This window comes from Novipirellula caenicola (genome assembly GCF_039545035.1).
Classification (GTDB): Bacteria; Planctomycetota; Planctomycetia; order Pirellulales; family Pirellulaceae; genus Novipirellula; species Novipirellula caenicola.
In genome coordinates this window covers 1-14,404 of record NZ_BAABRO010000018.1, presented here as the reverse complement: position 1 = coordinate 14,404, position 14,404 = coordinate 1, and the positions used below count along the sequence as shown (strand labels likewise).

Genomic DNA, 14,404 nt, shown 5'->3' with positions numbered 1-14,404 from the left:
CGGTGTAAAATCGGATCTGCAACCCGCAATCGCACATGCGGGGTTGCCTCTCATTTCCGACCTACTCTCTCTCACCCTGCCGAGACAAGCTGATGCGCCCAATTCGTTTTTGCATGCTGGTGGCGGCGTGCATTGTTTTGCTGGAAGATACATTCGCCCAGACGGCTGCTGATCCTGCAGGTGCGAAACCGCAAATCACCTTGCTGCCGGATCTTTCACGTGCGATTCACGATGCGATGCAGGATCGCCAGTTCGACGTTGCGGTCAAGGAGATTGACGCCGCGCTTGACCAGAAGGCAACCGCGTCACGCGACTATCTGCAGTATTTGAAAGCCAACGCGTTAGCCGAATCGGGGCTCGATGACGAGGCAATCGCCGCTTATGATACGCTCGAGACAAAATATCCCGACAGCCCCTGGGTGCCGCGATCTCGGTTTGGTCGGGCTCATGTGATGGTGCTGCGTCACCAATACAAAGACGCCGGAGCGATTTATGCCGCTGAAGCCGAGCGTTTGTTGTCGCGAGGTCGCAAGGACGAGCTCGCCGAACTGTATCTCGAGTACGCGGACCGCTATTTCGAGGGAATTCCGGCCGAGGATCCGTCAAAGGCGAAAGAGCCTGATTATCGCCAAGCCCTTAGCTACTACAGTGAAGCGGTAAAGCTTGGCCCATCGTCTTCGCTGCGACAAACCATTGAATACCGAATCGCTCGTTGCCACGAGGAATTACAGGATTATCAAGCAGCCAGGTTGGCATACCAAGCATTTCTGCAGAAGTATGCCCGTGTCGATGACAATGTTGACAACGTCGATACTCAATCCGCGACTCGACTCCGATTGGCCGAAGTCACGTTTCGGCTCGGCGACGTCGAGCTGAAACTTGGCATGAACGCCGAGGCACGAAAAACGTGGCAGGATTTTCTTAGTGAGGCCAACGAGACCGATGCTGGCGAAGATGCGGTTGCGATCGATGCGTATCTAGCTCGGGCCGAGTACGAATTGGCTCACACCTATGGTCTTCCCAAGCCCAAGACGATCCGTGATTTGGAATTGGCGACGACAGCGGCCCAGCGGTTCCTTGGGCATCATCCCGAGCACGAACTGGCCTCAACCGCAGCTCTGGAAATCGCGCAAGGCTATGCACATCACCGTCGCCATACGCAAGCGGCGGAGCATCTTGAAGCGTTGATCAATACTGCCGCCTACGCGGATTCAAGTGAGGTTGCTGTGGCACGTCGAATGCTCGGACAACAGTACTTGGCACAAGAAAAGTTTGACGACGCGATTGCCGCTTGGCGTTCGTTTCTAGAGCATCATCCCGCGGATCCTCGTTGGCCAGAAGTCCAGAAACAGATCGTGGATGCGGAATTCGCCAAAGCAGCCGATGCCAACCGCCAGCGGAATTACGGCGAGGCACGCGATCGGTGGACCGCCTTTCTTAACAAATATCCGCTTGATCCTCGAGCTTCGCAGATCTTGTTTAACTTTGGTGAAATGAAGGCGGCCGAGGCAGCGGAAATGCACAAACAACGCGTTGCCAAGGCGATCGATGACGGGAACTCGCCGCAATCGGTTGAATTGGATGAACCGACAAGACAGCTGTTTCAACATGCGATCTCCGATTGGCGACGCGTCGTCAACAAGTACCCCGGCACCCAAGAAGCCAACAATGCGTCGCTGATGATTGGCATCACGCTCGAAGAGCGGCTAGGCAAGCTCAAAGAAGCACTCGAAGCCTACAAACAAGTCGAAAATCATACGCCAGCGGCAAGACGCATTCGCCGTCTGACGTCGCCGACGCTACAGATTGTCACCGAACGAAAATTTCGCAGCGACGAACAGCCTCGCATCCGCTTAACGACACGGAACTTGGAATCCGTGACGGTAAAGACGTACCGAGTCGATATGGTCGACTATTTCCGCAAGATGCACTTGGCAAGCGGTATTGAAACGCTCGATATCGCGTTGATCGATCCTGATTCGCAATTTGTTCATACGATCGAAAATAGCGAACCGTACAAACAAGTTGATGGCGATATCGAGATCCCCGTCGATGGGCCCTCGGTGACCGCCGTGACGGTGTCCAGCGACAAACTCGAAGCGACTACGATGGTGGTCGTCAGCGACATTGACATTCTGGTCAAATCATCTCGGAATGAATTGTTCCTGTTCGCCGAAAACATGAAGCTGGGAAAACCGGCCGCCGGGGTGAGTGTGCTTTTCAGCGATGGGGACAAGGTGTTTGCCGAATCGGTGACGCGAGAGGATGGCACCTTGCAGACGAATTTCAGCGAACTGAAATCGATCAGCGATTTGCGTGTGTTCGCGGTCCACGAAGGCCATATGGCATCGACCGTGACGGATCTAAACGGACTCGATTTCGCGGTAGGGCTGACGCCGCGAGGATACGTGTACACCGATCGACCGGCCTACCGCAGCGGACAGCTGGTCAACATCAAGGGAGTCGTTCGCTGGGTCGATCAAGATCGCTACACGTATAAACCGGGCGAGAAGTTCAAGATCGACATCTACGACTCGCGAGGGCGACAGTTGCAATCCAGTGAGGTTGCACTAAGCGACTTCGGCACCCTCAACAGCCATCTTCTGCTACCACCGGCGGCGACGCCCGGGGACTATCGAATTCATTTGCACCGCAACACTTCGGGGGAATCCGACCGTGCGGGAACGTTGTCATTCGAGACCACGTTTAAAGTCAGTGAGTACAAATTAGAACCGGTTCAGCTTACGGTCGAACCGGAAAAACAAGTCTACCATCGGGGCGAAAACATTCGTGCGACAGTCGAGTTGAAATACTACTACGGTACTCCGTTGGCCGGCGAAACGATTCGCTATCGACTTGGTGATGATGCAGCGGTGTCCGAAGCCAAAACCGATGACGAGGGCAAGCTTTCAATCGAGTTTGAAACGACGACGTTTGACGAATCGCAACCGCTTCGATTGACCGTTGAAAACCCACAGCGAAACCTGACAACCACGCACACGGTGTTTTTGGCGACACGGGGATTCGAAATTGCGGCCTCCACGTCGCGGGATGTTTTCTTGAACGGAAGATCGTTCGAAACGCTCTTCAAAGTGTCAGATCCTGCCGGAAAGCCGGTGCAAACGCGTCTGAACGTCGAAGTGTTTTTGCGAACCGTCGCGGACGGCCGACCGGGTGAGAGACTGATCGAAAGCCATGAGGTTTCTAGCGACGATGCCGAAGGCCAAGCACGTGTGACCCTTAGTCTCGATGAGCCCGGGATCTACATCATTCGCGCGACCGGGATCGATCAATTCAAAAACAGCATCAGCGGCGAGACTCGAGTTCGCATCTCAGGCGAGAAAGATACCACGCGACTGAGAATCTTGGCGGATCGCCATCACTACCAAGTTGGAGACAAGGCGGCCGTCAATCTGCATTGGCGCGAGGCACCTGCGCTTGCGCTGCTGACGTTCGAGGGAGCTTCGATTCTCGATTATCAGTTCGTTTCGCTCGAGACCGGCGATAACAAAATCGAATTGCCGATGAAGTCGTCGTTTGCCCCGAACGTCTTTTTATCCGTCGCGGTGATGACGAAGAACCGTTTGCATGCGGCCGAAAGCGAGTTTCGAGTGTCCCAATCGCTTCAGGTTACATTGAAACCCAATACACAAAAATTGAAGCCGGGGGACGATTTGACCGTCGAGGTCACCGTGACCGATCCTCAAGGGAACCCCGTCAAAACGGAACTATCGCTGGGGCTGGTCCAAACCAATCTGCTAAACACCTTCGGCAACATTCAATCAGCAATCGATGCATTCTTCTCCGCAGGATTGCGTCGTTCCGCCATACGGCAAAGTACAAGTTGTATGTTCGCTTATCGCCCGACCACACACAGCGTCAGTGAGACGTCGCTGGCCGAAGCCGAACGTGTCGCGGTATTAGATCGAGAGGCTCGTGCACTTGCCGATTTAAATGGACGATTACCGTCGCGTGATGCGTTGGATGGATCCGGTCAAGTCGTAGGCGACTTTGCTGTCGCGACCGAAGGGCTCATTTTCGGTGACGCAAACCTTCCCGATGCTGACGACCCGTTCGGCGCGGACGTTGACGCCGATGGGGTGCAGGCACCGGATGATCCATTTGCGAACAATGTGCAGCAATCCGGGCAGCGGCAATATCCATCGTCGCAAACATGGAATGCGTTGTCACGTCGTCGGTTGTCGATCGGGGGTACGGTTCAAAGCACACCGCAAGTGATGGAGGCCGCGACAATCCCGCTGGCGGCGGACGGGACCAAGAACCAAAACGCACAGTGGTTTTCTCGGCTATCGCAACAAGCCGACTTCGTGCCGCAGCAAGAATACTTTGACGTTTCCGTCAATCAAGGCCTCAACAATGACTTGATCGTCAATGGAGTGACCCGCAGTGGCAAATTGATCATCTTAAAAGGGCGAGCCGATTTGGAGCAGCAAATTCGGGAAGTGGGGTTTCAATGGCTGCCTTCGATGGCTCATGCTGAAACGGCATTTTGGGATCCCTCGGTGGTCACGGACGAGCACGGCCGTGCGACGATCACCATGACGATGCCTGCCAAATCAACATCATGGCGTCTGGCAGCGAAAGGCATTGACCAAGGGACGCTCGCGGGTGAATCGACGGCAGATGTCATTACCAAACGCGACCTGTTTGGTGTGCTAAAAACGCCACTTGCCTTTACCGAAGGCGACAAGGCAAAACTGCCAATCGAAATCCATCATGCTGATGGCGGTAAACGCTCCGTCGTCGTGTTGCTGAAGACGACTTTTGGTGATCCGGCAACGGCTGATTCAAAATCGGTGCTTCAAACCAAAACGATTTCGATCGAAGGCGAAGGGATTCAGCGATTGGCGATGCCGGTCGAAATCGAACCCGCTTCTAAGGTGACGTTCGAGTTGACGGTTCGCTCCGATGGGGAACCGGATGACGTGACCAGCGAAGTGGTGGTCGTTCGTCCATTCGGTTTTCCAGTGTTTCAAGTCGCTAGCGGCACCTCGTCGCAAAGTACGGTCGCTCTCTTAGAGCTCAATAAGGATCAGTCAGCGGAAAGTTCGTCGCTTGAGATTGTAATTGGTCCGAGTGTTAACCGATCGTTGCTGGAAAGCGTGCTGGGAACCCATCTAAACCCGCTTTATCGCTGCGGATTACCAGCGGCAAGTCCGATCGAACGAGCCATATCCGATGCAATGGGGGGATCGGCCTTGCTGAGGATGATTGGCCACACACGAGATTCGGACACACCCGAGGGGCACGCATTAGCAAGTCGAGTCGCCGCTGCCGTCACCCAGCTTGTCTCGTCGGCACGCGAACAAGGCGGATGGTCGTGGTCGGGGAATTCAGATGGTTCCGCGGCGGACCCCTATCTGTCATCGCGTGTGATGTGGGCTCTGCATGCAGCCAGAAATCTTGGGTTCGCCGTTCCGCAAGCGACGATCGAAACGGGGAAAGCTTATTTGCAAACGGCGTTTACCGAGACCGATTCGAGTGATCTCGAACGGCAAACGGTGCTGCTGCATGCGATGGCGGTTTCGAAATGTGGTGATTTCTCCCTCGCCAATCGGTTGTATCGCGAACGCAATCGTTTGAGCCTATCGGGGTTGGTGCATCTGGCTTTGACGCTTGCAGAAATGAATCACGACGAGATGGGACTCGAGATTTTGTCACTTGTCAAATTTCCGGGTGGCGAATCGCCTCTTAGCGACGACGATCGCGATTCGGTGCTGCCATGGATGCGAAATGTGACTGAGCTGCAGGCGATCTATTTGTTGGCTTTGCAAGCGATCGACCCCCAGAATCCAAACGTGGCTAAGATGACCGAATCGTTGTTGTCGGCGCGAGTGGGATCGCGATGGCCAATCGAAAAGGTAAACGGACCCGCGATTACCGCCTTGGCGAAATGGAACGCTTCGGCCAAGCCGGTCTCGGAGACGTTCGAGTTGACCGTGACGGTGAACGATCAGCAACTCGAAACGATGACGATCGATCCTCGAAAGGACGGCACGCGTCGCATTGCGGTGGATGAACGCTTGCTGGTTCAAGACAAGGCGAACCGGATCGAATTCAATTTGGTCGGACGTGCTACCTTCAGCTATTCAGCGATTTTAACGGGCTTTGTTTCGGCGGACCAAATCAAAAACTCGACAAAACAGTGGTCCGTCAGGCGTGTCTACGAGCCTGCGCAGAAGCAGATCGATGGTCGTGACGTTCCTCGTGGTTTCGCAGTCGTCAGCGGCAACTACCGCTCGTTCACGAATCCATTGACGCAATTGCCGGTGGGCGATCGTGGCGTCGTCACGCTTATGCCGCGTCGGCACTACGTCACTAACCGCAATGCAGAGAAGTACGACTACCTAGTGCTAACCGAGCCGATCCCGGCGGGATGCTCTGTGGTCGATGGTTCCGTATCCGGGCAATTCGAACGCTTCGAAATCGAGCCTGGCCAAATCACGTTCTACATTGGTGATCGAAAATATCCATCGGATATCCACTACACGTTGGTCGGCACGGCTCCTGGAACCTATCGTGCCGCCCAATCGATCTTGCAGAGCTTTTATGAACCATCGCTGTTTTCGATTTCGGAGGTCAAGTCGCTCGAGGTACTGGATGCCGATGAACGATCGGCGGATGAATATCGATGGACGCCGGACGAGCTGTACGCGTTGGGAAAACACGCGATTGACAACGCCGATTACGATGCCGCGCATCGCCATTTAACGGAGCTGGTTGACAACTGGCAACTTGCTGTCGATGAATTCAAAAACGCGACTCAGTGGTTGTTCACATCGTCACTGAATCGAAGCCAGCACCGTGATACCGTCAAGTACTTTGAAGTTCTTAAAGAGAAATTTCCGGACGTGCAAATTTCATTTGAAGAGATCTTGAGCGTCGCGAAATCGTATCGCGAACTTGGCGAATATGAACGCAGCTATCTGGTGTATCGGGCAACGGTCCAGGCTAGTTTTGAACGTGAATCGCAAGTCGCGGGGTTTTTGAATGAACGAGGCGAATTCGTGCGTAGCGTGCAGGTGATGGAGCGGTTGCTGCATGACTATCCCGCCGAAGCCTACGTGGCCACGGCAACCTATGCATTGGCCCAAGAAACGTACCGGCGTGCCGCCAAAGCGAGTGACGATGCCAAGTTGAAATCGGCTGAAATCACCCGCGTGCACCTGATTCACGCCGCCATTAAAATGCTTGACCATTTTGTCACGACATGGCCCAGTGACCCCGCCGATGATCAGGCCAGCTTTGCACTGGCAACGGCCTTGATCGATCTGGAACGTTTCGAGTTTGCGATCGATCGCTGTGAAAAATATGCTCAGCGGTATCCCAACAGCCGGTTGCTCGATTCGTTCTGGTACATGATCGGTTACTCTCATTTCGAACTAGAACATCCCAATGCCGCGCTGGAGATGTGTCGCAAAGTGGCTGAGGCGACGTTCCCCAATCCCGACACCGGTGGCACCCGAGTTGCCGATAATCGCTGGGAGGCAACCTACATCATGGGCCAGGTCTATCACAGTTTAGGCGAGGCCGCCGACGCGATTGCGGAATACACCAAAGTCAAAGAGCGATTTGCGGATGCGGCGGAAGCGATTCGCTTCTTCAACCGGAAAGCGGTTGAATTGGATGAAGTCACCACGATCAAACCCGATGATCCCAAACAAGTCGAATTGCGTTTCCGCAATATTGCCGAAGTGGTCGTCAAGGTTTATCGAATCGATCTAATGAAGTTTGGTTTGCTGCAACGAAATCTCGACCGCATTACTGCAATCAACTTGGCTGGGATCAAACCGTATCATGAAGCGACGGTTGAACTCGGAGACGGACGCGATTTCCGTGATCGTGAAAAGATGCTCGAATTGCCGCTGGATGATGAGGGAGCCTATTTGATGGTGTGCCGCGGCGAGAATCTCTATGCATCGGGTTTAGTGTTGATAAGCCCACTGGAACTTCTTGTGCAAGAAGACGCCACCTCAGGGCGTGTTCGCGTCAGCGTCAAAGACACGACCAGCGACCATTTTTTAAATGACGTGCATGTAAAAGTCATTGGATCGGAGAATGATGAATTTGTATCCGACGATACTGATCTGCGTGGCTTGGTGATCGCTGACGACATCCGGGGGACGAGTACCGTGATTGCCGCTCACCAAAACCATCAGTACGCATTTTTTCGAGGCACCGTGGATCTGCAGTCCGCGATGGCGACCACGAGAACTTCGGGGGCGTCAGGTGACCCAATGGCGGCGCAGTCCGCGAATGCCGCTGCCGAAACGAAGCCGCTGAGTAAAGGCAAGGCGGGATTGCGTGACAATCTGTTCCGTCAAAACTCAATTTATCAAGAACAACAACAGTTAAACTTTGAAGGGCTGCTCAATAATGAACGCCGGGGGATCACGACCAAAGAGGCCTATCAATAGGAACCCGTTCGTCGTGGCTAGATCGTGTTACGATAGCGATGTACGCTAGAATGGCGTAATCCTGTGTTGACCACGCCGTGCCCGGCCTCCCTTGATCTGAAGAACTTTATAATGCCATCGCGTCAGTTTTGCGTGGTTGCGGTATTGACCGCGACGATTTTCGTTTTCGGCTCCGTTTGGTGTTCGCAGTCCCTCGCCGATGAAGGGGGGGCGGCGGACAAACTTGAATCATCAACCACGTCACACCAGCTCGAACCCCACGAGTTGGGCGATACCCCAAACGTGCTGCGGTTCGGAAATGTGATCCTAGCGGGGCAACCCGACCAGCAGATGTTCGAAGAGCTAAAGCAGCGAGGGATCACCACGGTGTTGACGCTCCGCGAACCGGTTGAGTTAGAGTGGGATGAAAAACAGGTTGCTGAAGCGGCGGGGCTGCGTTTCTTTCAGCTACCCGTGCAAGGCCCTGACGATTTGACGACGGAAATGTTCGACAAGAGTTTGGAAATCATTCGTTCCGCGAAAAGCGACGAAAAAGTCCTGGTGCACTGTGCGGCAGCGAGTCGCGTGGGAGCCGTGTGGATGGCGCACCGCATCGTCGATGGCAAGTTGAGTGTCGAGGAAGCTCGCAAAGAAGCACGCCGAGTCGGACTGAGAGCCCCGGTATTGGAAGCTAAAGTGCTAGAGTACATCGAGTCAAAAAAGTCGCCTCGTTAGCGATGCGAACTCCATTGACGGCAGGCTGATTATTTCGAACCGGATCGGTGCAAACCCAATGTACGCGGCCCCATTGTTTGGCGTACACTGAGCGTTGATCGAGCCCCTTTCCGAGGCTGTGTGTTCGCAGGGCCTTGTTGGAACGCTCTGTTTGTGTGCACTGACTGAACGTTCTGTCATCAGGTCCCGACAGCATGCTCCGTCGGCTCGAAACAATAAATGGATATTCACCCCGCTCAAGGAATTTGAAATATGAATAGATGGATGACGCTCGCTGCCGCTGTTTTTGTGATCAGTTTCCCTAGCGTGGCACTGGCCCATCCCGGGCACGGCGCTGCCGGCCATGCTGTTTCGGAGCAGGGGATGGGGGGATTCTTGCACGGGCTGACGCATCCGTTGACTGGAATTGACCATCTGTTGACGCTGATCGCAGTCGCATTGATTGCGGTTCGCTTCGGCGGACGTGCGGTCGCAGCGGTTCCCGCGGCATTTTTGACGATGGGAGCGGTCGGAGCATCCGTGGCTTGGCTTGGAATCACCGTGCCAATGGTCGAAACGATGATCGTGGCTTCGGTATTGATCGGTGGGCTGACGTTGTTATCCCCACGCACCACACCCACGTTTTTAGTGAGCGGCATCTGCGGGTTGGGGCTTTTTCACGGCTACGCTCACCTAACCGAGATGACCGGAGCGCAAACCGTCGTGTCCTACGCCACTGGTTTGATGGCGACCTCGATTGGTCTGATCGTGGTTTCGATGCTGGTCGCGCGATTCTTTCAGCGACTTGGTTCCACCGAAACGTTTTCCAAAGCTTGCCGTATCATTGGTGGTTCGTTAACGGCTGCTGCGTTTGCACTGATGTTCGTTTAAAGCGGCAGGGCGACCGGCATTTGGGCAAAAACGTTTCAGCCATCAGAGACTTTTTGGATTCGAGCAATCCGATGGTTCGTCAAGTTGGGGACGCAAGATTGCCGTGCAACTTGCACGAAACGCAGGGTAACCCCAGATCAAGGTCAGCGCACAAAAGATTGCGATTGTCAACGGCGAAGCACCGGCGGCAAGCAGGCGTGGGGTATCCAGCAAAGGGTCACCGCTGAACCACGCTGCCGCCAAGTAAACGCCGTTGGCGAGCACGCAGAAGTTTGCAATGAACCAAACGGATGCGTTGCGAATCGTAATGGCGACTAATAGTGGCGTCAAAACGCCGACCAATGGACCTGACCAAATGGTCAATAGCGGGTGCGGATCGGGAGCAAAGTGACTGTGAGGCAAACGCCACGGTCGGAGCTCGGCATGTTGCAGCGTTCCGCCCCCCAGGTAGCCTCCGATTAGATGGCCGACCTCGTGAGTCGTGGTCATCACAATCCACGACGCGATCAACAGCAGTAGAAATCGTAGTTTCGGTGATCGTGTGAGCATCTCGCAGCCGATACGCATTGATTCCAAACGAAACTCGCAGCGAGTCCTGGGGATCGGTTTGGATATCAACGTGGGAATTTAAAAGCTGATTGCGACAACCGTAGTGAAGTGCACGATTGATCGCGAGTGGTCGTTGATTTTGGCGATGGCGGTGCGACGGAAACTAGCCGGATGACTCAATCGGGACGTTTTATATTTGCTCGTTGCGTTTAAGTAAACGCGAGTGTTCGCCGGTGTTGTGGTTTTCAAAGCAAACGGTGGCCGCTGATTCTCTCACCGCGTCGCCGGCGTTGCCATCTTCGCTGGGCATTGAGGGCGATTAATTTTTGCCTTCCGCGTATGCCTTGGCCACCTCTTCGGCGATGATTTGGAAACCTTTCTTTACCGTTGGTTCAGGCATTGTGAACGTCACTCGAATACACTCATCGCGGTGCCGCCAACCATGATCATCCAATCCAAAGAAGAAATAGTTTCCGGGAACCACCAACACATCGCGAGCCTTTAGGCGCTGGTACAGTTCCTGTGATGGGATGGGCAGACCTTCGAACCACATCCACAGGAAAAACGCGCCTTCGCTGCGATGAACTCGATAAGGCAAGCTGTCGTCAAAGTATTCACGAACGAAGCCCAGGGCCTGTTCGGACTTGGTGCGGTAGAACGGCTGAACCACTTCGTTGCTAAGTCGCAAGATTTCGCCACTTTCAACTAACGGTGTGGCGATCGCTTGGCCAATGTTGGTGTTGGCCAACCCAACGATGGACATCATGGATGAAAGTGAACGGATCACCTCGGGGCTCGCCACGACAATCCCGGTGCGTGTGCCCGGTAGACCAATTTTGGATAGGCTGAGCGTCAGGATAATGTTCTCGTTCCAAACCGGAGTGGCTTCGGTAAAGATCGCGTTGGGAAACGGTGCGCCGTAGGCGTTATCGATGATCAGCGGAATCTCATGCTGCGAGGCGAGTTCGGCGAGCCGTTGGATTTCTGCGTCGGTCAACACATTTCCGGTCGGGTTGGTTGGCCGCGAGACACAGATTGCAGCGATGTCGTCCGTGATGCTTAGAGCGTCGAAGTCAACACGATATTTGAACTCATGATCGCCGGTCATTTCCAACCGTGGTTTGACGGCACAAAACATCTCGCCGTCGACTGATTGGTTGGCGTAGCCGATGTATTCCGGGACCAACGGCAACAGAATCTTCTTGCGGCTACCATCGCGGAATTTTCCGGCCAGTGAGTTGAATAGCATGAAGAAGGCGGTTTGTCCGCCAGCGGTCACGCCAATATTTTCGGGACCGAGATTCCAACCAAATTGTCGTTTGAACAGATCCGCAAGTGCATGACGGAAGGCCGGGTTTCCTGAGGGTGGTTCGTAGTTGCCCACGGCATGTTCAATTTTGCCAGGCTCGCTTCCCATCTGCTCTAGCCGTTTTCGCCACAGTGCATCCATTTCAGGAATGTGTGCCGGTTGGCCGCCACCAAGCATGCAGATACTGTCGCCGCCTTTGGCAATCGCATGCCCGAGATCATCCATCAATTCGCTGATTCCGCTGCCGCGGCAAAGCTGTTCACCGAACTCAGACCAGTGCAATTTCATTGTTTTTTTCAGTGCGAGACATAGCTGTTGAACGCTCACGAGTATGGTGGATCTTTGGCGAGCGTGAAACCACGCTAACGACCGATGTCGTGTGTCACTTGCTCGGCGGCCAACAGCTTTCCCCAATCATGCCGCACGGTCCGTTTAAATAAACTTGTTCTATAAAGACAAAATGAACCATTGAAATGATGGTTGGCGGATCATCGCGATTGACGTTCATTAAAAACAAGGTGACGCTTTGACCGGATGTACTTAGAATACGATCATCGTTTCAAGGATTGTCCCTGTTTGAATCATACTCAATTTCGCCGTAAACGGATGCATCTAAAACACCTCCACTACCGAAGCTTCACCGCTTGGATTGCGGTGTTTGGCGTGTGCGCGTTGGTGGCATCACCTGCGGTTGCCGCGGCCAATTGCTGCTGCCGAAGTGCGGGGCAAGATTCACCTGGTGTGACCTGTTGCATGGCCGATTCCTCAACGGCAACGCAACGGCTGGGGTGTGATGCCAAAGTGGGCAGCCAGGGGGCAACTTGTTGCGGGATTTTTGGCGTGACGTTCTGCAGCGTATCGATCTCTGGAGGGACGGCAGAGGCGGGCCAGGGGTGCAGCCATTGTGAGTGTGCCGCGTGCGACGGAACTGCCGCGATTTGGCATGTCACTCCCGTTTCGGTGGTTCGTAATCAACCCGACGTTCCTTTGGCCGACGCAATGATGGCGGCGGAGTTGCCATTTGGGAATCTTTGGTCGAAATCGGTGACAACCAGCCGCTCGGATGGCCCTGTTGTATTTCTCCTTGCACAAGACCAGTGCGCATTGCTTTGTCGTTGGCGGAAATAGCGGTTTCGAGAGAAGCACGATTATTTCTGATTTGTTTTTTGTTCAACGACAAGATTGATGTTTTTGGAGAACCAAGATGTTTCGATTTCTTAGTGTGATGGTTGCCTCGGTAGCGTTAACAGCGGTGGTCGCCTCGGCTGCTACCGGAGCGAAGATGGCTGGCAATGAGCAGCCGTTGGCGTGTTGTTCATGCAGCCAATGCGAGGCTGGTTGTGATTGCTGCGATGGTAGCGAATGCAGCTGCGAAGCGTGTAGCTGTGAGGCGTGCCAATGCAATGCAGTTGCCGACGCAGGAACGGACGCATGCTGTTTGGATGGATCGAAAGGTATCGATCAAGCGGGCAGTGGTGACACTGTTGCCGCGACAAACAGCAGTGTGGTTGCAACGGGCGACGGATGCGATTGTGGTGACTGCGAAGCTGGATGCGGATGTTGCGAGCTCGAGGAATGTGGCTGCAGTGACTGCGAATGCGAGCTTTGCGTGAGCTAACGCGAATCGCAGAACACTCGACACGAACCGGCCCGTCGCCTCGCTCGCGAGGCGACGGCCTTTCACGTCAAAAATTGGTGCCACCCACCAATTTCGCCTTTTCAATCGGTGCCAGGCACCTACTTCGGTGGCTGGCACCGTTTTTGATTGTGGCTGGCACCGATTTTGATTTTTATAGGCACGCTCGGCATCGTAGCTTGGCTGCGGAACTATTGCATCTGCCAGCCTTAAAAGGCTCATTGGCGTGGTAAAGCCTTGCGAAAGAAGAGTACTGCAAGCGGCATCTACAAACACGTTGCGCTCAGACAGCGATGTGCTTCTTACGTTGATCATCAAGATTATCCGCCCGCTCAGATGCGCCGACATATGCGTTCGGATGCATTAAATAAAGCAAGCGGAGGCTCTCGATTGGCCGCGGTGCCAATGGTGCCCCGTCCGCTCGGCATCAGCTTGCATCGACTCACGCCGACCAATGCAGCTTGATTGACCAAAGTATGCGTTCCAGTGCCATACGATTTCTCGCCACATCGACACGTCGATCCCCAGTGACTCAAGCGTTTTGGCGAGACTCCTGGGAACTTTCACTTTGTCATTTCCGTGTTGGGCAACCCAGCGGAGCAACCGAACATAATCGCTTAGTGACAGACTCAGGAAACCGCGATCGCTGCTTCGAAATCCTTTGGTGTGCGACTGGGGATCGTTCGAGAGCGTGCCGGAGTCGAGCGGCAGCGGAGCAAGCCATCCGTCACGAAGTACCTGACGTCCGGTCGGATTCGCACGCTTGGAACCCTGCTGTTGACGAAGTGACTCGACCGGAGTGTCGCGAGTCGCCTGTCCCGCTGCTTCGGTTGGAATCGGCTTCAAATCGAAGGCGGCCGAATCAATCTGCTTGCCTTTTGCCGCTTC

General features: G+C 54.3%; 7 protein-coding genes and 1 pseudogene. 4 read left to right on the top strand and 4 right to left on the bottom strand.

The annotated features are described in order from the left end of the window. Window positions 1–92 precede the first annotated feature (92 nt). The 3 genes from ABEA92_RS25180 to ABEA92_RS25170 all read left to right on the top strand — a co-directional run bounded on the left by ABEA92_RS25180 (window position 93) and on the right by ABEA92_RS25170 (window position 10,022). Window positions 93–8,438 carry a tetratricopeptide repeat protein gene (locus ABEA92_RS25180; RefSeq protein ID WP_345687473.1) on the top strand — a complete coding sequence of 2,782 codons (8,346 nt, stop codon included), beginning with the start codon at window positions 93–95 and terminating at the stop codon, window positions 8,436–8,438. A gap of 111 nt (window positions 8,439–8,549) precedes the next feature. Further along, a complete protein-coding gene (locus ABEA92_RS25175) occupies window positions 8,550–9,152 on the top strand; it encodes a protein tyrosine phosphatase family protein (protein ID WP_345687471.1) in 603 nt (200 codons plus the stop codon). A gap of 252 nt (window positions 9,153–9,404) precedes the next feature. Next, window positions 9,405–10,022 (top strand): HupE/UreJ family protein, encoded by a 618-nt coding sequence (locus ABEA92_RS25170; protein ID WP_345687469.1) that lies wholly within the window; start codon window positions 9,405–9,407, stop codon window positions 10,020–10,022. Window positions 10,023–10,064: 42 nt separating this feature from the next. On the opposite strand, the gene ABEA92_RS25165 is transcribed toward ABEA92_RS25170, so the two are convergent. The 3 genes from ABEA92_RS25165 to ABEA92_RS25155 all read right to left on the bottom strand — a co-directional run bounded on the left by ABEA92_RS25165 (window position 10,065) and on the right by ABEA92_RS25155 (window position 12,830). Further along, window positions 10,065–10,571, bottom strand: coding sequence for a hypothetical protein (locus tag ABEA92_RS25165; protein WP_345687467.1), 507 nt, complete (start codon window positions 10,569–10,571; stop codon window positions 10,065–10,067). A gap of 319 nt (window positions 10,572–10,890) precedes the next feature. Further along, complete coding sequence (locus tag ABEA92_RS25160; RefSeq protein WP_345687465.1) at window positions 10,891–12,168, bottom strand: valine--pyruvate transaminase; 1,278 nt, start codon at window positions 12,166–12,168, stop codon at window positions 10,891–10,893. 338 nt (window positions 12,169–12,506) lie between these two features. After that, entirely contained in the window at window positions 12,507–12,830 is a 324-nt protein-coding gene (locus ABEA92_RS25155) for a hypothetical protein (protein WP_345687463.1), read from the bottom strand. 254 nt (window positions 12,831–13,084) lie between these two features. On the opposite strand from ABEA92_RS25155, the gene ABEA92_RS25150 reads away from it, so the two are divergent. Then, a complete protein-coding gene (locus ABEA92_RS25150) occupies window positions 13,085–13,498 on the top strand; it encodes a hypothetical protein (protein WP_345687461.1) in 414 nt (137 codons plus the stop codon). A gap of 381 nt (window positions 13,499–13,879) precedes the next feature. Here ABEA92_RS25150 and ABEA92_RS25145 read toward each other — a convergent pair. Then, window positions 13,880–14,404, bottom strand: a pseudogene (locus tag ABEA92_RS25145) (hypothetical protein); the annotation flags it as partial.